The 20136-nt window shown below is 57.8% G+C and carries 19 protein-coding genes, 1 tRNA gene and 1 other RNA gene; 17 read left to right on the top strand and 4 right to left on the bottom strand.

The genetic code is table 11. The annotated features are described in order from the left end of the window. Positions 1-196 precede the first annotated feature (196 nt). On the top strand, positions 197-1246 hold the full coding sequence (gene ocd / locus FOY56_RS00105) for an ornithine cyclodeaminase (protein ID WP_146343757.1): 1050 nt from the start codon (positions 197-199) through the stop codon (positions 1244-1246). Positions 1247-1260: 14 nt separating this feature from the next. Here the strand turns inward: ocd and ssrA are convergent. Next, positions 1261-1613, bottom strand: a transfer-messenger RNA (tmRNA) gene (ssrA, locus tag FOY56_RS00100). Positions 1614-1745: 132 nt separating this feature from the next. Here ssrA and FOY56_RS00095 point away from each other — a divergent pair. After that, positions 1746-2363, top strand: a complete 618-nt coding sequence (locus FOY56_RS00095; protein ID WP_246139372.1) for an HD domain-containing protein — start codon at positions 1746-1748, stop codon at positions 2361-2363. Here the strand turns inward: FOY56_RS00095 and FOY56_RS00090 are convergent. After that, positions 2360-3091, bottom strand: coding sequence for a FadR/GntR family transcriptional regulator (locus FOY56_RS00090; protein ID WP_146343756.1), 732 nt, complete (start codon positions 3089-3091; stop codon positions 2360-2362). The two genes, FOY56_RS00095 and FOY56_RS00090, sit on opposite strands and share 4 nt — an antisense overlap. A 110-nt stretch (positions 3092-3201) precedes the next feature. On the opposite strand from FOY56_RS00090, the gene FOY56_RS00085 reads away from it, so the two are divergent. The 6 genes from FOY56_RS00085 to FOY56_RS00060 all read left to right on the top strand — a co-directional run bounded on the left by FOY56_RS00085 (position 3202) and on the right by FOY56_RS00060 (position 7927). Beyond that, positions 3202-3936 (top strand): DUF2182 domain-containing protein, encoded by a 735-nt coding sequence (locus tag FOY56_RS00085; RefSeq protein WP_146344544.1) that lies wholly within the window; start codon positions 3202-3204, stop codon positions 3934-3936. A 104-nt stretch (positions 3937-4040) separates the two neighbouring features. Next, a complete protein-coding gene (locus tag FOY56_RS00080) occupies positions 4041-4637 on the top strand; it encodes a DUF1326 domain-containing protein (protein WP_246139403.1) in 597 nt (198 codons plus the stop codon). After that, on the top strand, positions 4637-5140 hold the full coding sequence (locus FOY56_RS00075) for a DinB family protein (RefSeq protein WP_146343754.1): 504 nt from the start codon (positions 4637-4639) through the stop codon (positions 5138-5140). Before FOY56_RS00080 ends, FOY56_RS00075 begins: the two co-directional genes overlap by 1 nt. A gap of 2 nt (positions 5141-5142) precedes the next feature. Beyond that, the gene (locus FOY56_RS00070; protein WP_146343753.1) at positions 5143-6246 is read left to right on the top strand and encodes a dimethylsulfoniopropionate demethylase; all 1104 of its coding nucleotides are present in this window, start codon (positions 5143-5145) and stop codon (positions 6244-6246) included. Between the two features lie 54 nt (positions 6247-6300). Further along, positions 6301-7293: an acryloyl-CoA reductase gene (gene acuI / locus FOY56_RS00065; protein ID WP_146343752.1), complete on the top strand. Its 993-nt coding sequence runs from the start codon at positions 6301-6303 to the stop codon at positions 7291-7293. A 199-nt stretch (positions 7294-7492) separates the two neighbouring features. Further along, entirely contained in the window at positions 7493-7927 is a 435-nt protein-coding gene (locus FOY56_RS00060) for a DsrE family protein (protein WP_146343751.1), read from the top strand. A 183-nt stretch (positions 7928-8110) separates the two neighbouring features. Here FOY56_RS00060 and FOY56_RS00055 read toward each other — a convergent pair whose 3' ends face one another. Next, complete coding sequence (locus FOY56_RS00055) at positions 8111-9547, bottom strand: helix-turn-helix domain-containing protein (RefSeq protein WP_146343750.1); 1437 nt, start codon at positions 9545-9547, stop codon at positions 8111-8113. 134 nt (positions 9548-9681) lie between these two features. Here FOY56_RS00055 and FOY56_RS00050 point away from each other — a divergent pair, with 134 nt between their 5' ends. The 9 genes from FOY56_RS00050 to FOY56_RS00010 all read left to right on the top strand — a co-directional run bounded on the left by FOY56_RS00050 (position 9682) and on the right by FOY56_RS00010 (position 19529). Next, positions 9682-9879: a hypothetical protein gene (locus FOY56_RS00050; RefSeq protein WP_146343749.1), complete on the top strand. Its 198-nt coding sequence runs from the start codon at positions 9682-9684 to the stop codon at positions 9877-9879. A 390-nt stretch (positions 9880-10269) separates the two neighbouring features. Continuing rightward, positions 10270-11496, top strand: coding sequence for an aminotransferase class V-fold PLP-dependent enzyme (locus FOY56_RS00045; RefSeq protein WP_146343748.1), 1227 nt, complete (start codon positions 10270-10272; stop codon positions 11494-11496). A gap of 48 nt (positions 11497-11544) precedes the next feature. After that, positions 11545-13026 carry a cryptochrome/photolyase family protein gene (locus FOY56_RS00040; protein WP_146343747.1) on the top strand — a complete coding sequence of 494 codons (1482 nt, stop codon included), beginning with the start codon at positions 11545-11547 and terminating at the stop codon, positions 13024-13026. Between the two features lie 19 nt (positions 13027-13045). Next, positions 13046-14254 (top strand): SAM-dependent methyltransferase, encoded by a 1209-nt coding sequence (locus FOY56_RS00035; protein ID WP_146343746.1) that lies wholly within the window; start codon positions 13046-13048, stop codon positions 14252-14254. Between the two features lie 16 nt (positions 14255-14270). Then, positions 14271-14711 carry a TrgA family protein gene (locus FOY56_RS00030; RefSeq protein ID WP_146343745.1) on the top strand — a complete coding sequence of 147 codons (441 nt, stop codon included), beginning with the start codon at positions 14271-14273 and terminating at the stop codon, positions 14709-14711. Between the two features lie 28 nt (positions 14712-14739). After that, entirely contained in the window at positions 14740-15855 is a 1116-nt protein-coding gene (locus tag FOY56_RS00025; RefSeq protein WP_146343744.1) for an NUDIX domain-containing protein, read from the top strand. Between the two features lie 56 nt (positions 15856-15911). Beyond that, positions 15912-16946 (top strand): cysteine synthase A, encoded by a 1035-nt coding sequence (locus FOY56_RS00020; protein ID WP_146343743.1) that lies wholly within the window; start codon positions 15912-15914, stop codon positions 16944-16946. Between the two features lies 1 nt (position 16947). Further along, complete coding sequence (locus FOY56_RS00015; protein ID WP_246139371.1) at positions 16948-19356, top strand: DUF3772 domain-containing protein; 2409 nt, start codon at positions 16948-16950, stop codon at positions 19354-19356. A gap of 83 nt (positions 19357-19439) precedes the next feature. Next, positions 19440-19529 (top strand) — tRNA-Ser (locus tag FOY56_RS00010). Positions 19530-19641: 112 nt separating this feature from the next. On the opposite strand, the gene FOY56_RS00005 is transcribed toward FOY56_RS00010, so the two are convergent. Further along, positions 19642-20136 (bottom strand): site-specific integrase (locus tag FOY56_RS00005; protein ID WP_508619500.1); only part of this gene is annotated, 495 nt, incomplete at its 5' end.

Genomic DNA, 20136 nt, shown 5'->3' with positions numbered 1-20136 from the left:
AATTGGCAATTGTTTCAGTGCAATCAGAACATTTTGTCAGTGTGAATGAAAAAGAGTCGGTCTTATCATTAATCGGATCCTTTGGACTCCAAGGCGGATTTCATCCTTCCCATACCGGTCTTCGCAGCGACGCGTGGTGTGAAGGGTTTTTGGATGATCGCGCAGGAGACCACGTGGTACGATCAGGAGAACACATATGACCCCATTGCCCTCGCACCTTGCTTACGTTCCCTTCGTGTCGGTCGAACACATGATGGGTCTGGTCCATCACATCGGGATCGAAACCGTTCTGCGGGAATTGGCTGATGAGATCGAAGCCGATTTCTTGCGATGGGAAAGCTTTGACAAAACCCCGCGTATCGCCAGCCATTCGGACGTGGGCGTCATTGAACTGATGCCAACTTCGGACGGGCACATGTACGGGTTTAAATACGTCAATGGCCATCCCAAGAACACGAAAGAAGGGCTTCAGACTGTGACCGCGTTTGGCCTGCTGGCTGATGTGGATAGCGGGTACCCGAAGCTTTTGACCGAGATGACCATTCTGACCGCCTTGCGCACCGCTGCCATGTCGGCGCTGGTGGCGAAACATCTGGCACCAAAAGGCGCCACGACAATGGCGATGATCGGTAATGGCGCCCAGTCCGAGTTCCAGTGTCTGGCGTTCAAAGCGATTTGCGGGATCAAGACCGTGCGGTTGTACGACGCCGATCCGGCCGCGACGCAAAAATGTGCGCGCAATCTGGCGGGGTCCGGCCTGACGGTTATCCCCTGCAAAAGCGGGGAGGACAGCATGGAAGGTGCGCAGATCATCACGACCTGCACGGCAGACAAGCAGAATGCGACCATCCTGACAGACAACATGATCGGCGACGGTGTGCACATCAACGCCATCGGCGGCGATTGCCCGGGTAAGACCGAACTGCATCGTGACATTCTGCTGCGGTCGGATATTTTTGTTGAATACCCGGAACAGACGCGGGTCGAGGGCGAGATCCAGCAGCTGGACGTGGACCATGCAGTGACCGAACTGTGGCAGGTGTTTTCAGGGGTTGTACCGGGACGGACCGGTGATCGTCAGATCACTCTGTTCGACAGTGTCGGCTTTGCGATCGAAGATTTTTCGGCCCTGCGTTATGTGCTGAAATCCATTCAGGGCACCGAGTTTTTTATCCAGCTTGATATGCTGGCCGATCCCGACGATCCACGCGATTTGTTCGGGATGCTAAAGCGGGCCAAAGGATAATGAAAAGGGAGGGAAGTGCAGGCTTCTGTTGCCAGGTGCCTGCGAACCCCGCCTTACGCTGCTAGGCACAAGGACTTAAGTTTCGGCGACATTAACAGCTTACGCTGCTACTGCCATTGCCGGAGCACGATTGTCATTTGCAATTGTACAGTTTGGGCCGATACGGTGGCACCCAGCCGAAACAAAGCTAACCCCTTTAGACGTCCGTCGATCCTATTTCGACCCCATGATCCTCAAATGAAGGATTATTGGTGGAGTCGCCGGGTACCGCCCCCGGGTCCGAACCGCTTATTACGAGCGCGTTTATGTCCATAGTTCCCGAGGGAACAACAGGAATATCGGTGTGTTGGGGCGAGAATTCAAGAGGGATTCGTCGCAGGTGCGTGGTCATTCGGCGGATATGGCGCTTTACGATCCCGAAATCCGGGATCACACTTAGGGTGGCCGCCCGCGCGCGCAGGTCAAATTGAATATTTGGATGGTCTGAAGGGGCATCATCATGACAGAAACCTCGCAAACCGTGTCCTTCACCCAGATGAAGGATGGCACCAAGGCAGAATACGAGCTTCTGGCTGAACTTGAACGCCCGTTTCACGCCATGACGGGCGATCGCATTCTGCAAGAGCTTGAGAGGCAAGGCCAGTTCACACTGGAAGGGTACCGCATCACGCGTCTGACCCACGGGCTTCAGGCCGCGACGCGGGCCGAACAGGAAGGCGCGGATATCGACTGGATTGTGGGCGCGTTGTTGCATGACATCGGCGATGGTCTTGCCCCGCAGAACCACGACCGGATGTCGGCTGAAATCATCCGCCCATTCTTGCGCTGGGAGGTGTCCTGGGTGGTGGAACATCACGGTATTTTCCAGATGCTGTATTATGGCCACCACTATGGCTGGGACAAAAACGCCCGCGACGAATATCGCGATCATCCGTGTTTCGAAAGCTGTGCTGCGTTTTGTGAACGCTGGGATCAATCGTCTTTCGACCCCGAATACCCGACCCAATCTTTGGCGCATTTCGCTCCGATGGTGCGCGAGGTGTTCGCGCGCAAAGCCTATGATCCGGAGGTCATCCGCGAGGGGGTCGTCGTGGGTTTGCCGCCGCTGGCCGGTTAAGTCGTCTGTTTGCGTTTCCGCATCAGCTGGTCAGCGAGTGAGATCGTATAGGCCGCCAGTTCGCGCAAAGACTGATCGACGGCAGCGCTGTCATGGGCTTCAAGCGCGTCGGCAATCCGGGTATGGAACGCGACGATCTGTTCGCGGGATCGGGCGGTGAAGGTGATCATGTTCATCAGCGGTTGCATCGCTTCGACCGCGCCCGCCAATTGATAGGACAAAACCGGGTTTTCCGCCGCATCCACCAAGGCCCGGTGAAACGCCACATCCGAGGCGCAAAAGGCCTCGTCAGACAGTCCGGGTTGGGATTGGCGGTGAATCTCGGCGCGCATGGTCGCCAGATGATCCGGGTTTCGGCGTTCGGCAGACAACGGGCCACAGGCGCGTTCAAGCGCATAGCGCGCCTCGCAAGCTGTGTCGAACTTCACGGCATTCATAGACAGCAACAGGGTCGAGGTCGTGACCTGTTGTGCATAGGCGTCCTGAAATGACAGCCGGTTCACAAATGCTCCGCCAGATGCGCCGCGTTGTGTGCGGATGAGGGATTGTGCGGCCAGCCGCTTCAACGCCTCGCGCACCGTGGGGCGCGAGACCTGGAACTGGTCCGCCAGCTCGGCTTCGGACGGCAATCGCTCATCAACGATCAGATCGCCGCCAATGATGGCATCGCGGATCGCCTGCGCGATCTGGGTGGACAGGTCGCCTGTGCTTTTGGGATCGATCTTCATGGATGCAAACTTTTCATTTGTCAGACATTTAAAAGTCTGACATTTAAATTGCAAGTGATGAGTCGTCAGGACACCGGAGGGGGATCATGCTGTCGGACCGTATCAGAGCCATGAGCGCGCCGCATTGGCTGACCTTGTTCGCGGGCATCCTGCTGGCATGGATCGCTCTGTACCTAATGTCGGTTCCAGCTGAATTGCGCGCCATTGGCAGGCTGTATGGCGCTGAATTCTGGCAGAATTTCTGTACGTTGACCCCGGATGCTGCCGGTTGGGTGCGGATGGTCGCGATGTGGGCCTTGATGTCTGCCGCGATGATGGCACCAACGGCACTCCCGGCTTTGGCGACCTATGAAGAACTGGGGCAAAGCACTGAAATTCGCATGACGCGGCTGATTGCCGGGTATCTGTCGGTATGGCTGGGGTTTGCGGTTCTGGCCGCGACGGCGCAGATGGGTCTGTTTAGGGCAGGGTTGCTTGACCCTCTTGGTCAAAGTGCTGCTCCTGTGTTGTCGGCCGCGCTGCTGGTTGTGGCTGGGCTCTATCAGTTTTCGCCGGTGAAAGAAGCGTGTCTAAGCAAGTGCCGCCGCCCGCTGACCTTTTTCATGCAGCACTGGGACGAGGGACCGTGGAAAAACGGCCTGCGTCTTGGGCTGGTGTGCCTGGGCTGTTGCTGGGCGCTGATGCTGCTGGCCTTTGTCGGTGGGGTCATGAACCTGGCCTTCATGGGGCTGGCGACCGTGATCATGGTGTTAGAGAAACTGCCCGAAATCGGGCGATATGTGACCCGTCCGTTGGGCGCCTTGCTGATTGCGGGCGCTGTGGTGATCGGGTTTGGATTGATCTGAGGAGGAACGAAACTATGGCAAGCGACCGGTTGGAAGTGCCAGCAAAAATTGACAGCCGCCACCCGGCGGCGGACAAAACCGATCCGGGGCTGACGCCCTGGTCGATGAAGGGCGAACTGATCCTGAACTGCAACTGCACGGTGTTCTGCCCCTGCGTTGTGTCCCTGGGTAAGCATCCCCCGACCGAAGGCCACTGCCAGACATGGGGTGGCGTGCGCATCGACGAAGGTCACTATGGCGACGAAGACCTGAGTGGGCTGAATGTCGGTCTGATGATCGAAATCCCCGGCATGATGTCGCGCGGCAACTGGAAAGCGGCTGTGTTCATCGACGACCGCGCCAGCCATGCGGCTTATGAAGCGCTGGTCAAGATCTTCAGCGGTCAGGCCAAGGGAACGACCGGGTTGTTCAAGGTGCTGGTCGGAGAGTTCCTGGGCGCCGAACGTCAGCCTGTATCCTATGAGACGGATGGCAAGACCCGCCACATCACCGTGGGACGCAAGATCGAAGGCGTTGTGCATCCGGTGTCCGGCAAGGACAAGGATGAAGACATCGTGATTTCGAACACCGAATACTGGATGGGACCCGACATCACGGTCGCGACGGCGACCAAGGGGCGCCTGCGCGCTTTTGGGCGGGTCTGGGATTTCGAAGGCCGCTCGGCCGAGATCTGCCAGATCGACTGGCACGGGCCACGGTAATGATCACGCGCGACTACTGCATCATGATGGCGCGCTATAATGCGTGGCAAAACAATCAGTTGTTGCAAAGTATTCAGGTGTTACCCGAGGTCGATCTGATGCAGGATCGTCAGGCGTTTTTCGGATCTATCATGGGCACACTCAGCCATCTGCTTTGGGGCGACCTGATGTGGATGGCGCGGTTTGATGGCGGTGACAGTCCCGCAGTCTCTATTTCGGACAGCCCGTCATTGACCCCAAGTTATGCCGACTGGTGTCCTGCGCGTTTGCATGCGGACAAGCGTATTCTGGAATGGGCAGACGCCGTCGAGGATGTGACTTTGGCCGGGGACCTGACCTGGTTTTCAAGTTCGATTGGGGCGCAGATGACCCGACCCTTCGCCATGTGCGCTGTGCACATGTTCAACCACCAGACGCATCACCGTGGGCAGATTCACGGGATGCTGACCGCCGCCGGGGCCGAGGCCCCGGTGAGCGATCTCGTTATGATGCCGGAGGCGTAATCATGGCAACGATTTCACTTTCTCGCAGGCTGCGTCGGACTCCGTTTTCTGACGGTGTCGAGGCCGCGGGAGTCAAAGGTTTCACGGTCTACAACCGCATGTTGTTGCCGACGGTTTTTGATAGTGTCGAGGCTGACTATCGTCACCTGAAGACGGCGGTTCAGGTCTGGGATGTGTCTTGCGAACGTCAGGTGGAATTGCGCGGCCCAGATGCGGGGCGTTTGATGCAAATGCTGACGCCAAGGGATTTGCGAGGCATGTTGGCCGGGCAGTGCTATTACATCCCGATTGTCGACGAAACGGGGGGAATGTTGAACGATCCTGTGGCCGTGAAACTGGCCGAGGATCGTTGGTGGATTTCAATCGCGGACAGTGATCTTCTGTTGTGGGTCAAGGGCATCGCCAACGGCTACAGGCTGGACGTTCTTGTGGACGAACCCGATGTTTCACCGCTGGCCGTGCAAGGACCAAAAGCCGACGACTTGATGGCGCGGGTGTTTGGCGACCGGGTTCGCGACATTCGGTTTTTCAAGTTCGACATGTTCTCCTTTCAGGGACGCGACATGGCGGTGGCGCGTTCCGGGTACTCCAAACAGGGTGGGTTCGAGATTTATGTCGAGGGCGGCGATATCGGCATGCCGCTTTGGAACGCGTTGTTCGAGGCGGGAGAAGACCTGGACGTGCGAGCCGGATGCCCCAATCTGATCGAGCGGATCGAAAGCGGGCTTTTGTCCTATGGTAACGACATGACCGACGACAACACCCCGCACGAATGCGGCCTTGGCCGGTTCTGTAATACCCATACCGCCATCGGCTGCGTCGGGCGGGATGCTTTGTTGCGGGTGGCCAAGGAAGGTCCGGTGCAGCAGATCCGGGCCATCGAGATTGATGGGGATGCCGTTCCACCCTGTGATCGAATCTGGCCGTGTTATGCCGATGGGCGTCGTGTCGGACAGGTAACCTCGGCCGCTTGGTCACCTGATTTTCAGGCGAACGTCGCGATCGGGATGATCCGACTGAGCCATTGGGATGCAGGCGCGCGCATAGAAGTCGAAACGCCAGAAGGCATACGCAGCGCGACGGTCCGTGACAGTTTTTGGGCCTGATGGCTCTGGACGCAACAATTTGGGGGCCGAAGCCCCGCAAAAAAGGAGAAACGAATGTTTAATGCACTGGTTGTCGACAAGGACGAAGAGAGCGGTAAAACCAGCGCCGCGGTGAAGCAGATCGATGTTTCTGATCTGCCCGAAGCCGAGGTTCTGGTGGCAGTCGACTATTCGACTGTGAACTATAAGGACGGTCTTTGCATTGGGCCGGGTGGCGGATTGGTCCGCAAGTACCCGCATATTCCGGGCATCGATTTTGCCGGAACTGTCGAAGAGTCGTCGGATGATCGCTATAAACCCGGCGACAAGGTCGTTTTGACCGGCTGGCGTGTGGGCGAAGCGCACTGGGGTGGGTATTCTCAGAAAGCGCGGGTGAAAGCCGATTGGCTGGTGCCGCTTCCGAAAGGGCTGGATACCCGTCAGGCGATGGCAGTGGGCACGGCAGGATTTACGGCGATGCTGGCGGTGATGGCGCTGGAAGATCACGGGCTGGAAAAAAACCATGGCCCGGTTCTGGTCACCGGGGCCGCCGGGGGCGTTGGTTCTGTTGCGACAGCGATCTTGTCGAACCTTGGTTATGAGGTGGCAGGCGTGACTGGTCGTCCCGAAACTACGGATTACCTGAAATCGCTGGGGGCCACACAGATCGTGGCCCGTGAAGAGATCAACGAAACCGTCAAGCGCCCATTGGAAGCGGAATCCTGGGCGGGGTGCGTCGATGCTGTCGGCGGTGCTATGTTGGCACGGGTTCTGGGCCAGATGAAGTACGGGTGCTCTGTCGCGTCCGTTGGTTTGGCCGGGGGCGCCGGGTTGCCTGCGACGGTAATCCCATTTCTGCTGCGTGGCGTGAATTTGCTCGGCATCGACTCGGTCATGCAGCCATATGACAATCGTGTTCGAGCTTGGAATCGCATCGCCTCGGATCTGCCGATGGACAAGCTGGAGGACATGGTGCACCCGGCGACTCTGTCAGATTTGCCTCAGCTGGGGGCTGACATCCTCAAGGGACAGGTCAAAGGGCGAGTCGTGGTGGACGTGAACGCCTGAATTTGGCGCCAGATTGAGTAGATGGGGCGGGCCAGTGGTGCCGCCCCTTTTTTTCGTTTAAATAAATTCCAAAAATTGCATGTATCTGATCTGGATCAAATGGCCACCGCTCGGTTCGCGTTAGACCCGCCCTACAAAGCTGTATCCACGAAGTATCTTCTAGGCTTTGTACGGGAACACCTAAAAGGATCGAGTAACGATGAAACGCCTTCTGACCGCCGCCGCCATTGCCCTGACTGCATTTGCCGGAACTGCCAGCGCCGATGACAAAGAAACACTGGTCACAATTCTGACCGCCCCTGAACCACAGACCCAGTTGATGGCCATGGTGTTGACGATGCAGGCCGCCAAACAGGGCGCGGCCCCGCATATCCTGCTGTGTGGCCCGGCAGGCGATCTGGCCCTGAAAGACGCGCCTGCCAACGCCACGGCAGGCCAGCCACCCAAGGATATGAGCCCGCAAGGCCTGATGAAGATGATCATGGGCCTGCCGGGTGCCAAGGTCGAGGTCTGCGCCATCTATCTGCCCGGCAAGGGCTCGACAGCTGAGGTTCTGCTGGATGGGATCGGCGTCGCGAACCCCGGCGAAATGGCGGCATCGATGCTGGCGGCGGATACTGCGATCAGTTTCTGATCCGACGGTTGATCACGATGCGGCCAGCCCGGCATATTCGGGTTGGCCGTTTTGGGTCAGGGGCCGGGTCTTACACCTGTCAGCCGATGATCGACCGAGTGCTGGGCGATTGCACCCAGCGCAACGTTCACCTCATGCGCCTATGGGGCCAGCCGCCCTGCGTCGACCAAACGGGACACCGCCTTATTGCAGCGCGTCCATCAACGCGTCCCGCAACCGGCTCGCCTTGTCATGGTTGTAGGGTGTCTCCGCAGGATCAAACACCTCCAACGCCAGATCGACATGGGTCAGCGCCTTGGAAAGAAGCGGCCCTTGCTCCTCCGGGTCCGCCTTTTCGGCCATCGCCAGATACACCAATGCCATGTTTTCCTGTGTCATGGCCCAGTCGAGCGGCACGCGGTCGCGGGTCCGCTCCTCCAGTGCGGCGCGATAGGCGGTGACGGCCTGCTCCAGCCGCTCTGTGCCGCTTTCGCGTTCCCCGAGGGTTTTGAGCGCAACGCCCAGATTGTTTTGTGTCATGGCCCAGTCAGTCGGCACGCGGTCGCGGGTCCATTCCTCCAGCGCGGCGTGATAGGCGATGACGGCCTGCTCCAGCCGCTCTGTGCCACTTTCGCGTTGCCCGAGGGTCCAGAGCGCATTGCCCAGATTGTTCTGTGTCATGGCCCAATCGAGCGGCACGCGGTCGCGGGTCCACGCCTCCAGCGCGGCGCGATAGGCGGTGACGGCCTGCTCCAACTGGTCCGTGCCGCTTTGGCGTTGCCCGAGGGTCCAGAGCGCAAGGCCCAGATCATTCAGCGCATTGCCTTTTTCATCCGCATCGCTGGCGCGATCACACGCGATCTCCGCTAGCGCAATCGCCACCTCCAGATCAAAGCGCAACCCTTTGTCGCGCCCACGTTCGTACCAAACTCGACGGACCGACCGCAAATCCTCAAACCCGCCGCCCTCCAGTTCCAACTTGCCGAGTTCCATTTCAACCGCCAGATCCACATCGCGGGCCAGCACCGCCTGCGCGATGCCCTTGTCAAACATCCGCCCCTGCGCGGCCTTCTGGCGTTCGACTTCATCGGCCTGCGCCGCCAGCGCCCGGCGGATCTCGGCCACGCCATCCTCAACGCGACCTGCGTCATTCAAATCATCAATCCGGCGCAACACCACATCCACCGCGTCACTGGTGTTCGACGGCAAGTCCCCCTTTGCCCGTTCCTCCGCCGCCACTTCCAACGCGCGTTCCAGACCCTTCAGCGCGCCGTCAAAGTCGCCCGGATTTCCCTCGGCATAGCGATACGCCAGCGACACAACCAAAGCGTGCGCCACTTTCAGGTCATTGGCGTGGGCCTCTTTTTCAGCCAGCAGTCTTTGAACGATCTCGGGCGTATCGTCCTCGTTTGTATGGTGCAGCGCTTCAACCTCAGTGGGATCAATCCCCAGAGCGCCGCAGATCTTGGCAACTGTTTCGGCCTGCGGATTGGGAACACGCCCGTTTTCCAGCTTTGAAATATCGCCCTTGCGCGCGCGGTCCCCGAACACCTGATCGGCCAGATCGGGCTGGGTCACACCCAGATCCCCGCGCACACGTTTGATCAATCGCCCAAACCGGGCCCCGAAACTGTCGGGCATCTCTAACAATCTCTAACTTCTCTAACCTTGGACCGGCTCCCCAAGGGGGCGGGGAAACGGCATTTTGGTTTCAAGCGCTGATAACCAACATGAGCCAATCCTAGGCACGGCTCAACCATCGAGAGAGAGAAAGGATGTTTGAGACGATCAAAACCAAACTGAAAGAACTTAAGACCAAACTGAATGATTACGTTCGGATCGCAACCTGCCACAACGCGATTTATGGCAGTTTGTCTCTGGCCTATCTTGGCAGCGGCGCGCATCTGATCGACAAGGATGTGATCCTGTTCTTTACCGCCGCTATCTATGCCGTGCTCGCTGCCCGCCATTAACGCAACGCCCGGCGGAACGCCGGGCCGCGCCCGCCCAGGCAGCCGCGCCCCGGCTTGCGTTGCGCGTCAGTGTCACCGTTCGACTTAACCAAATGTTCAGAAACGGGGGCCAAAACCCCCGCCGGATTTTTGTACAAAACGGAAGATGACCGGTTTTACGGCGGTACAAAACGGACCAAACTCAGGGCAATCGGACCATCGGTGCTTGAATTCCAACCCGCAGGATTTTACACCAAATCCGTTCATCTATGACCGTGTTTGGGTGATGGGTTGCCGGTGTCTTTGACGGGTTCAGAGGTCGGCTTGGCTGGAAGACCTGCCATGTATTGGGGATCCTCCGGCGCATAAGCACTCCGCCGGATGGGATCAGAAACACAGGAGACAGGCAAGATGCCTCAGTTGGATATTGATTTCGTCCGGGCGCAGTTTCCGGCCTTTTCCGAACCGTCTTTGCATGGGCAGGCGTTCTTTGAAAATGCAGGCGGATCATATACTTGCAAGCCAGTGATCGACCGTTTGACGCGGTATTACACCCAGCGCAAAGTGCAGCCCTATGCGCCCTATGAGGCCAGCCGCCTTGCGGGCGAAGAGATGGACGAAGCGCGGATGCGGATGGCGGCCATTCTGGGCGTTGAGACCGACGAGCTGAGCTTTGGTCCGTCGACCACGCAAAACACCTATGTTCTGGCGCAAGCGTTCCGGCAGTGGATTAAACCCGGCGAAGCAATCGTGGTTACGGATCAGGATCACGAAGCGAATTCCGGCCCGTGGCGGCGTTTGGCTGGGGATGGGGTCGAAGTTCGCGAATGGAAGGTTGATCCGGTCACAGGCCACCTTGACCCGGAAAAGCTGGAAGAGTTGCTGGATGAAAAGGTCCGGTTGGTCTGCTTTCCGCATTGCTCGAACGTGGTGGGCGAGATCAACCCAGTGACCGAGATCACGTCGATTGCCCATGCTGCTGGCGCGTTTGTCTGTGTTGATGGGGTGTCATACGCGCCGCACGGATTCCCGGATGTGGGCGCGCTGGGGCCGGATATCTATCTGTTCTCGGCTTACAAGACCTTTGGTCCGCATCAGGGGCTGATGGTCATGCGCCGTGCGCTGGGGGAAATGCTGCCGAACCAGGCGCATCATTTCAATGCTGACGCTCTGTACAAACGCTTCACTCCTGCAGGACCGGATCATGCGCAGGTCGCCGCCAGCGCAGGTATGGCGGATTACGTTGATCTTGTGTGCGATCATCATGACGGCCCGAAAAACGGTGCCACAGCGCGGTCGGCCTTTGTAAACGACCTTATCCACGAACACGAAACACGTCTGTTGCAGCCCGTTCTGGATGCCGTGAAAGACCGCAATGACCTGCGCCTTCTGGGACCGTCTGATGCGACGCGGCGGGCCCCAACGGTTGCGTTGGCCCTGAACCGCGAAGCTGAACCGGTTGCCGCCGAATTGGCGGAGCACGGGATCATGGCTGGTGGTGGCGATTTCTATGCTCTGCGCCCGCTGACCGCGATGGGCGCGGACCTGAGCCGCGGTGTCTTGCGGCTCAGCTTTACGCATTACACATCGCAATCTGAAATCGATCAGCTTTTGCAAGCGCTTGACCGCGTTTTGTGATCCGCTTTTCCTTGTCCTGCGTACCCATCAAAACATAGCAGGCAGGTCATGACCGATATCCATTCTCCGATCCTATTATGGTTCAGGCGCGACTTGCGGCTGAGCGACCATCCGGCGCTGGCGGCGGCCTGTGCGACGGGGCGGCCGGTGATCCCGGTTTTTATTTGTGACGAAGCCGTAGAAACGCTTGGAGCCGCGCCCAAATGGCGACTTGGTCTGGGGCTTGAGGTCTTTTCCCAAGCCATCGAGGCGCGCGGGAGCCGCCTGGTCTTGCGGCGCGGGAAGGCACTGGAGCAACTGAAATCGTTGATTGCTCAAACCGGTGCCGGAGCGGTTTGGTGGACCCGGGCCTATGATCCTCATGCTTGTGCGCGAGATACTGAGATCAAGACTGCTTTGAAGGCGCAAGGTGTTGAGGCACGGTCGTTCGGTGGGCATCTGTTGTTCGAGCCCTGGACTGTCGAAACCAAGACCGGTGGATTTTATCGGGTCTATTCGCCAATGTGGCGCGCGGTTCGCGGACGCCACGTGGATACGCCAGTGGCGGCGCCCGCTCACATACCTGCGCCAGCAGAATGGCCGGTCTCTGACGTGTTGAACCACTGGGCTCTGGGCACGGCAATGCAACGTGGTGCAGATGTGGTCCGCAAACATGTGCGTCCGGGCGAAGACGCTGCACACGAACGACTGGACGCCTTCATTTCAGATCGGATTGAGAATTACAAAGAGGCGCGGGATTGCCCGTCCGAGGATGCGACCTCGGGGATGTCAGAGTATCTCACCTATGGTGAGATCAGCCCGCATCAGATGTGGCACGCAGGAATGCGGGCACAAGAAGAAGGGAAACGCGGTGCCGAGCATTTCCTGAAGGAACTGGTCTGGCGCGAGTTCGCGTATCACCTGATGTATCACACACCACATATCCTGACAGGAAACTGGCGACCTGAATGGGATGGCTTTCCCTGGAAGACGGATGCGGACTCGCCAGAGGTGACCGCCTGGAAACGTGGGCGTACTGGCGTGCCCTTTGTCGATGCCGCGATGCGTGAGATGTTTGTCACGGGTCGCATGCACAACCGGGCCCGGATGATTGTCGGCAGTTACCTGACCAAACATCTGATGACGCACTGGAAAATTGGATTGGATTGGTTCGAACAATGCCTGACGGACTGGGACCCGGCCAGCAATGCGATGGGCTGGCAATGGGTCGCCGGATCTGGTCCCGATGCAGCGCCGTATTTCCGGGTGTTCAACCCCGTAACCCAACTGACGAAGTTTGATCCCCGTGGCGCTTACGCGCGTCGATGGATTGCCGAAGGACAGGCGCATCCGTCGGATACGGCACTGAGGTATTTTGACGCCGTTCCGTGCAGTTGGGCGTTGACGCCCGATGCGCCATACCCGCAGCCAATCGTGGACATCGCGGAAGGTCGAAAGAGGGCGCTTGCAGCCTATCAAGATCGGTCAACTGCGCCGCAACGCACGGAAATCTTGCCCGATGGCAAAGTTCGACCTAGCCTGACATCGTGATCGGGGAATGGGGGAAGACATGATTTTGACGACGACCGAAGGGCAAGGCAACCTGCCGCGCTATTTTGCTCAGGTGTTTCAAATGCTGGAACAACTGGGGGCCGGGCGGCTTGATATCAAGCTGCCGGACGGTCGTATGTTTCGCGTCGAAGCGGCGGCCCCGGGCGCTGTGGCCGAGCTGGACGTGCACAATGTTGATTTGTTCGCGCGGTTGATCCGCGAAGGGGATCTGGGGTTCAGCGATGCTTATCTGGATGGCTGGTGGAGTACACCCGATCTGCAGGCCTTTATGGATCTGGTGCACCAAAGCACCGAAACGGTCTATGACGATTTCCCCGGCATGGGGCTGGTTCGCGCGTACGAGCGGATGCGCTTTTGGTTGCAGCGAAACCATAAATCTCAGGCGAAGAAGAACATTTCGTATCACTATGATCTTGGGAATGAGTTCTACGGCATGTGGCTGGATGAGACGATGACATATTCAAGTGCCTTGTTCGAAACGGGACAAGAGAGTCTGGAGAAGGCACAGACGGCAAAATACGCCAGCATGATTGATCAGATGGGAGCCAAACCGGGGGACCACATTCTTGAAATCGGCTGTGGTTGGGGCGGGTTTGCTGAATTTGCCGCCAAAGAACGGGGACTTCGGGTCACCGGTCTGACGATCAGTCAGGAACAGTATAACTTTGCCGTAGACCGCATTGAAAAAGCGGGACTTTCCGATCTTGTCGAGTTCAAGATGCAGGACTATCGAGACGAGCGTGGAACCTATGACGGAATCGCCAGTATTGAAATGTTCGAAGCCGTTGGCGAGAAGTACTGGCCGACCTATTTCGATGCTGTCAGAGACCGACTGAAACCCGGCGCCAATGCGACTTTGCAGATCATCACCGTGGCCGATTCACGATGGGAGATCTATAGGCGTGGTGTGGATTTCATCCAGAAGCACATTTTCCCCGGCGGTATGCTGCCAAGCCCTTTGGTGCTGCGCGAACAGATCGACAAGGCCGGGCTGGGGTTGGTGCAATCGGTTGAATTTGGGGCCAGCTATGATCTGACACTGCGTCGCTGGCACCAAACCTTCAATGATAAATGGGATCAGATTTCCGAGATGGGTTTTGATGACCGGTTCCGCCGGATGTGGAATTTCTATCTGACTTCATGTGCAGCGGCCTTTGACAATGCGGTATGTGATGTTACGCAGATAACAGTCAAAAAACCTGTGTAATATCTGAAAGACCCGAATGCCCGACGCCGCCCGTCTTACTGCCGCCGCCTGTCTTGCTTTACTGGCGTTTATCTTATCCGGGATGATTATGCCGCTAATGCCGGACGACACGGATTTCGGCTATTTCACTGTTGTAAACATCGTGATCGGGTTTCTGGTGGGCTGGGTCTTGATGGGCAGGCGCGCTGGAAACGGCTTTTCGGCTGCAATCACCAACGGGCTGACTGGCGCTTTGGCTTTGGTGTTTTGGGGCCTGTTTGTGCAAGGTGGCAACGAAATGCTGCGTCTGGCCATGCGGAACTATTATGACGGGCCGTTTGAGGCAATTTTCGCGATTTTCGAACACATGGTCGAATTTGGCGCGTACTTGTTGAATCCGGTCATTCTGGTCACTTTGGCCGTCGGCGGCGCGCTTGCTGGGCTGGCTACGGATTATTCCTGGAAGAGATGGCCGTAATCCATTGATTTTAAACGTTGAGGGTGACGTGAACGATTTGTTCTTTTATGGCACGCTGTGCTATGCGCCGCTGCTGGAACTTGTTCTTGGCCGCAAGGATGTTGAAACAGCCGAAGCAGTGCTACCTGGCCATTTGGTGACCTGGGTCCACAATCAGCCGTTTCCGATCATTCAGGTTCAGTCAGATGCTACGGCGCGGGGCGTACTGGTGCGCGGGTTGACCGAGGATGACCGGGCGCGTTTGTCCTTTTATGAAGGGGCATTTGATTATGATCTGAAGCCGTTGGAAGTGACGCTGCCGCAGGGTGAAAAGGCGAATGCTCAGGTGTTCTTTCCGTCCTCAAATCAGTGGGTTCCGGGGGCGGATTGGCATCTGGAAGACTGGATTTCGAAATGGGGCCCACTCAGCCTGCGCGCAGCGGAAGAAGTGATGGCGTTTTTCGGTCGGCTGACCGCAGAAGAGGCCGCAGAACGGCTGCCATCGATCCGGATCCGGGCTGCCGCGTGGTTGGCGGCGCAAAACCGGCCAGCCGACCCGAACCGGGACATTGACACGGACGTTGTGGTCTTGAATCACAGGCGGGCCTATCTGAACTTCTTTGGCGTAGAAGAGGCGGATTTACGGTTTCGTCGCCATGACGGGACCATGAGTACCCCGTTGAACCGTGGGGCGTTGATGGTCGGGCAGGCAGCGGTGGTGCTGCCGTACGATCCAGTCCGTGATTGCGTTTTGCTGATCGAACAGTTTCGCGCCCCGGTGTTTATGTGCGGAGACCGGTCCCCTTGGGTGTGGGAACCGGTAGCAGGCTTGGTCGACCCCGGCGAAACCCCAGACCAGTCGGCCCATCGCGAAGCAATGGAAGAGGCCGGATTGACGTTGAAAGCAATTGAGAAGGCCGGAGAGGTGTATTCCAGCACCGGATCATCCAGCGAATACCTGCATCTTTACATAGGCCTAGCCGACCTGACAGACACCACTGACACGGGCGGTTTGGCGGAAGAGGGCGAAGATATCCGCAGCCAGATCATCACCTATGACGCTCTGATGGATGGGATCGACGCACATGTTTACCGCGACATGCCATTGGTTACGACGGCGCTTTGGCTAGCACGGCATCGTGATCGGCTGCGCAAGATCGCTTGAGGTCGGGTAGGGCGAGCGCTACACCAGAAGCTAGACTTCAATATATCGAGGACATCATGCGCATTGCTAAGGATCTGGCTGACGCCGTTGGACATACCCCACTGATCCGCCTTCGGAAGGTGAGCGAACTGACCGGATGTGAAATCCTGGGCAAAGCCGAGTTCATGAACCCGGGACAATCGGTCAAGGATCGGGCCGCTCTATACATCATTCGCGATGCGATTGCGCGTGGGGATCTCAAGCCTGGCGGCACCATCGTCGAAGGGACTGCAGGCAATACCGGTATCGGTCTTGCGCTGGTCGGGGCCTCGATGGGGTTCAAGACAGTCATCGTGATCCCTGAGACCCAGAGCGAAGAAAAGAAAGACATGTTGCGTCTGGCCGGTGCCGAGCTGGTACAGGTGCCCGCCGCTCCGTATCGCAACCCCAACAACTTTGTACGGTATTCAGAACGCCTTGCGCATGAATTGAACAAAACCGAACCCAACGGCGCGATCTGGGCCAATCAATTCGACAACGTGGCCAACAAGCAGGCTCATGTCGAAACTACGGGGCCTGAAATCTGGGAACAGACCGGCGGCAAGGTCGATGGGTTCATCTGTGCTGTTGGCTCGGGTGGCACACTGGCCGGAATTGCCGAAGCGTTGCAGCCCAAGGGCGTTAAGATCGGTCTGGCCGATCCGATGGGGGCAGGGTTGTACAGCTATTACACGACTGGCGAGATCGCGATGGAAGGCGGATCCATCGCCGAAGGCATAGGTCAGGTGCGGATCACCAAGAATCTGGAAGGGTTCAAACCCGATTTCTGCTATCAGGTTCCCGACACCGAAGCGCTGCCGTATGTCTTCGATCTGCTGCGCGAAGAGGGTCTGGTGATGGGCGGATCGACGGCGATCAACATCGCGGGTGCCGTGCGCATGGCGCGTGATCTTGGACCCGGCCATCGGATTGTTACGGTGCTCTGCGATTTTGGTACCCGGTATCAGTCCAAACTGTTCAACCCCGATTTCCTTCGCGAAAAAGACTTGCCTGTGCCCGACTGGATGACCCGAGCTCCGGCTTCAATTCCAGGCGTGTTCGAGGACGTTTGACATGACGGTGATGGGCCGTGCTCTGACATGCCTGCTGGCGGCGCTGTTCTTGTGGGTCGCAGTCCCGGCCCATGCGCAACTCAGCGATGAGGGCCGCGATTACTATGCCAACTGGATCAAGGTGGCGGACAGAGCCGAGCAGGTTGTTGATGCAAACCGGGCATCAAGCGCGGCAATGGAAAAGCTGCGCGCTGACATCGTTCAATATCGCGAGCTTTTCAACAAAGTGCGAAACGAGAATTCGGCGCGGATCAAGACGCTTGAAGCCCAGGTCGCGAGCCTGCCAGCCCCGCCAGGAGAAGGCGAGGAAGAGGCGCAGGACATTGCCGACCTCAGGGCCCATCTGACAGGTCGACTGGATAAGCTGCGGGTGCCGCGCATCGTTGCGGAAGAGGCGTATAGCCGATCCGATGGATTGATTTCGGAAATTGATCGTATCATTCGCGAACGGCAGCGGAAAAAGCTGCTGTCCCGAGGCCCGTCGCCTTTGCTTCCTGATCATTGGGCACTGTTTTACCAGGACTTCGTGAAGGCGGCAAAGGCCCTCGTGAACGAGACTGAGGTCGCTCTTAGTCTTGATTCAACGCGGGAAAACATTCGCGACAATGCGTTCATCATCCTGCTTTGGACCATGGTTGGTCTTGTTCTGATTGTGCGGGGGACGCATTGGGCCAATCGTTTTGGCGATTTCATGCGTCGGTTTGGAGGGTCTGGATCCGGCGTCTGGAGTTTTGTCGTATCGCTTGCCAAAATCGTACTGCCGTTCCTGGGGACCGTCGCTCTTATCGAGGCAATAACAACCGCAAATGTTCTGGGTCTCAGAGGTCAGTTAATTCTTGAGTCTGTTCCGCAGTGGGCTGCCGTGTTCCTGATTTATCATTGGATCGGAACGCAAACGATTGGCCGCCGCGACGACAATGAACGTTTGATCAAACTTAGCCCGGTGCGTTTGGCCGAGTTGCGCGTTTATGTCGATTTGCTGGCTGTGATGATTGTTCTGCTGAACATGGTCAATCTGTTCGAACGCATCGAAAACATCTCGGAACCGTCGCGCGCCGTCGCAGCGTTTCCGATCATCGTAACAACGGCGTTGATCTTGTTCCGATTGCAGTTTTTCCGTGCGCAGCCAAAACCGGCGAACGAAGGTGAAGAAGAAACACCTCGCCGTGCCGGATTCAGCGCCATAGTGCGCGTTCTGAGACGGGGGCTGTTTCTGCTGTCTGCAGCGGCGCCTATCCTTGCGGCGGCGGGTTATGTGTACGCAGCAGAAGCGTTGATTTTCCCGGCCGTGAACACTCTGGCCCTGATCGCAGTCATTATCGTTTTGCAACAGTTCCTAGGCGATTTCGCGGCCTGGGCAACCGGGCGTCCCGAAGTGGCGCGCGATTCTTTGTTTACCGTGATTGTCGGCTTCGTTCTCAGCGCCCTTGCGCTTCCGGTTCTGGTACTGATCTGGGGCGGGCGTGTCGCAAACCTGACCGAAATCTGGTCGCAGTTCCTTGCCGGTTTTGAGGTTGGGGACACGACGTTTGCACCCGTGACGATCGTGGCTGCCGCTGCCATCTTTGGTGTGGGCTACATGGTCACCCGCCTGTTGCAAAGCGGGTTGCGCAACTCGCTGTTGCCCAAGACCAACATCGACGCCGGAGGGCAGAACGCCATTGTGTCCGGGACCGGATATGTAGGCATCGTCATCGCCGCTTTGGTTGCGATCACAGGGGCAGGGATGGATCTGTCGTCACTTGCGATTGTTGCCGGTGCGCTGTCAGTCGGGATTGGTTTTGGGCTACAGACAATCGTGTCGAACTTTGTGTCTGGTATCATCCTTCTGATTGAACGCCCGATTTCCAAGGGTGACTGGATTTCGGTTGGGGGGATGATGGGATATGTCCGCGACATTTCGGTGCGCGCCACCCGGATTGAAACCTTTGACCGCACCGATGTAATCGTCCCGAACTCGGATCTGATCAGCGGGTCGGTGGTCAATTATACCCGCGGAAATACCATTGGGCGCGTCATCGTTCCGGTTGGTGTGGCCTATGGCACAGACACCCGCAAAGTCGAGGCGGTGCTGCGCGAAGTTGCCAATTGCCATCCGATGATCTTAGCCAATCCCGCACCAAATGTGGTGTTCCAGGGGTTTGGCGCAGACTCGATGGATTTCGAAATTCGCGCGATTTTGCGGGATGTGAACTGGTCTTTGACGGTAAAGTCAGAACTGAACCACGAGATCGCCAAGGCGTTTGCAGAAGCCGAAATCGAGATCCCCTTCGCGCAGCGCGATATCTGGCTCCGTAACCCAGAAGTTCTGCGTCAGCCCTTGACGGTGCCCGACAAAACCGAAGTATTCGATGATGTTCTGCCTCAAGGCCCTGTCCACCCGGATGCCGAGGATGTCAGTTCTGGGTAAACGTATCATTTTGCTGCCCTTGCGGCGTGGATCCGTGGATAAGCTCTTGCAATAGGGTGCGAGTCTCCTTTAGGACGACCGGCGGAGCGGTGGCCGAGTGGTCGAAGGCGCACGCCTGGAAAGTGTGTAGGCGGGGAACCGTCTCGAGGGTTCGAATCCCTTCCGCTCCGCCACAAATCAATGCTAAGTGATTGATTTCTAGCGTAAATATATAGATCTCCGGAATGCGTTCCCACACTTGTTCCCACGCCCCAAGTTTGATTGAATTCAGTCAGATCGACCTGATCAGTCCTCCAGAACATCATCCCCTGACTCGCCTGTGATCAGTGCCCGTTGCCGCTCACGGCTGATCTGTCCGTAGCTTCGCAACGTTGTCAGCACGTCGGTATGGCCGAGGTTCTGCGAAGTGGCGACCAATTCCGCGACCGAGGTGCAAGTCTTGGCGGCGTGGCGGGCCAGCATGTGGCGAAAGGCGTGCGGGCCGAAGGCATCCAGATTTGCGGCGGCGAAGGCGGCGTTGACGATCTTGCGCACGGGTTCGGTGCTTTTCCAAGGGCGGCGCGCGAAGCCCTCGGCTGAGAATCCGGTGTTGGATTGAGGCACAATGTCGGTTGCCGGGAACAACGGGTCGTCCGGGCCATTGAGCGCGTCATCTTCGAGATAGGTAATCCAAACCGCCAAAGCCGTTTCGGCCTCGGGGAATCCTTGAGCAAAGAAGGTGTCGATGCTCTTGCCAAACTTGGTAGCCACCTCGCGCGGGTTCTGGGTCACGGATTTCTC

This window comes from Falsiphaeobacter marinintestinus, assembly GCF_007923355.1.
Lineage (GTDB): Bacteria > Pseudomonadota > Alphaproteobacteria > Rhodobacterales > Rhodobacteraceae > Phaeobacter_A > Phaeobacter_A marinintestinus.
This window is presented reverse-complemented; position numbering and strand designations above follow the sequence as displayed.

What these genes read in the sequence shown, in the direction of transcription:
- ocd (WP_146343757.1), top strand. Translation starts at nt 197, where the DNA reads ATGACCCCATTGCCCTCGCACCTTGCTTACGTTCCCTTCGTGTCGGTC.
- FOY56_RS00095 (WP_246139372.1), top strand. Translation starts at nt 1,746, where the DNA reads ATGACAGAAACCTCGCAAACCGTGTCCTTCACCCAGATGAAGGATGGC.
- FOY56_RS00090 (WP_146343756.1), bottom strand. Translation starts at nt 3,091, where the DNA reads ATGAAGATCGATCCCAAAAGCACAGGCGACCTGTCCACCCAGATCGCG.
- FOY56_RS00085 (WP_146344544.1), top strand. Translation starts at nt 3,202, where the DNA reads ATGAGCGCGCCGCATTGGCTGACCTTGTTCGCGGGCATCCTGCTGGCA.
- FOY56_RS00080 (WP_246139403.1), top strand. Translation starts at nt 4,041, where the DNA reads ATGAAGGGCGAACTGATCCTGAACTGCAACTGCACGGTGTTCTGCCCC.
- FOY56_RS00075 (WP_146343754.1), top strand. Translation starts at nt 4,637, where the DNA reads ATGATCACGCGCGACTACTGCATCATGATGGCGCGCTATAATGCGTGG.
- FOY56_RS00070 (WP_146343753.1), top strand. Translation starts at nt 5,143, where the DNA reads ATGGCAACGATTTCACTTTCTCGCAGGCTGCGTCGGACTCCGTTTTCT.
- acuI (WP_146343752.1), top strand. Translation starts at nt 6,301, where the DNA reads ATGTTTAATGCACTGGTTGTCGACAAGGACGAAGAGAGCGGTAAAACC.
- FOY56_RS00060 (WP_146343751.1), top strand. Translation starts at nt 7,493, where the DNA reads ATGAAACGCCTTCTGACCGCCGCCGCCATTGCCCTGACTGCATTTGCC.
- FOY56_RS00055 (WP_146343750.1), bottom strand. Translation starts at nt 9,547, where the DNA reads ATGCCCGACAGTTTCGGGGCCCGGTTTGGGCGATTGATCAAACGTGTG.
- FOY56_RS00050 (WP_146343749.1), top strand. Translation starts at nt 9,682, where the DNA reads ATGTTTGAGACGATCAAAACCAAACTGAAAGAACTTAAGACCAAACTG.
- FOY56_RS00045 (WP_146343748.1), top strand. Translation starts at nt 10,270, where the DNA reads ATGCCTCAGTTGGATATTGATTTCGTCCGGGCGCAGTTTCCGGCCTTT.
- FOY56_RS00040 (WP_146343747.1), top strand. Translation starts at nt 11,545, where the DNA reads ATGACCGATATCCATTCTCCGATCCTATTATGGTTCAGGCGCGACTTG.
- FOY56_RS00035 (WP_146343746.1), top strand. Translation starts at nt 13,046, where the DNA reads ATGATTTTGACGACGACCGAAGGGCAAGGCAACCTGCCGCGCTATTTT.
- FOY56_RS00030 (WP_146343745.1), top strand. Translation starts at nt 14,271, where the DNA reads ATGCCCGACGCCGCCCGTCTTACTGCCGCCGCCTGTCTTGCTTTACTG.
- FOY56_RS00020 (WP_146343743.1), top strand. Translation starts at nt 15,912, where the DNA reads ATGCGCATTGCTAAGGATCTGGCTGACGCCGTTGGACATACCCCACTG.
- FOY56_RS00015 (WP_246139371.1), top strand. Translation starts at nt 16,948, where the DNA reads ATGACGGTGATGGGCCGTGCTCTGACATGCCTGCTGGCGGCGCTGTTC.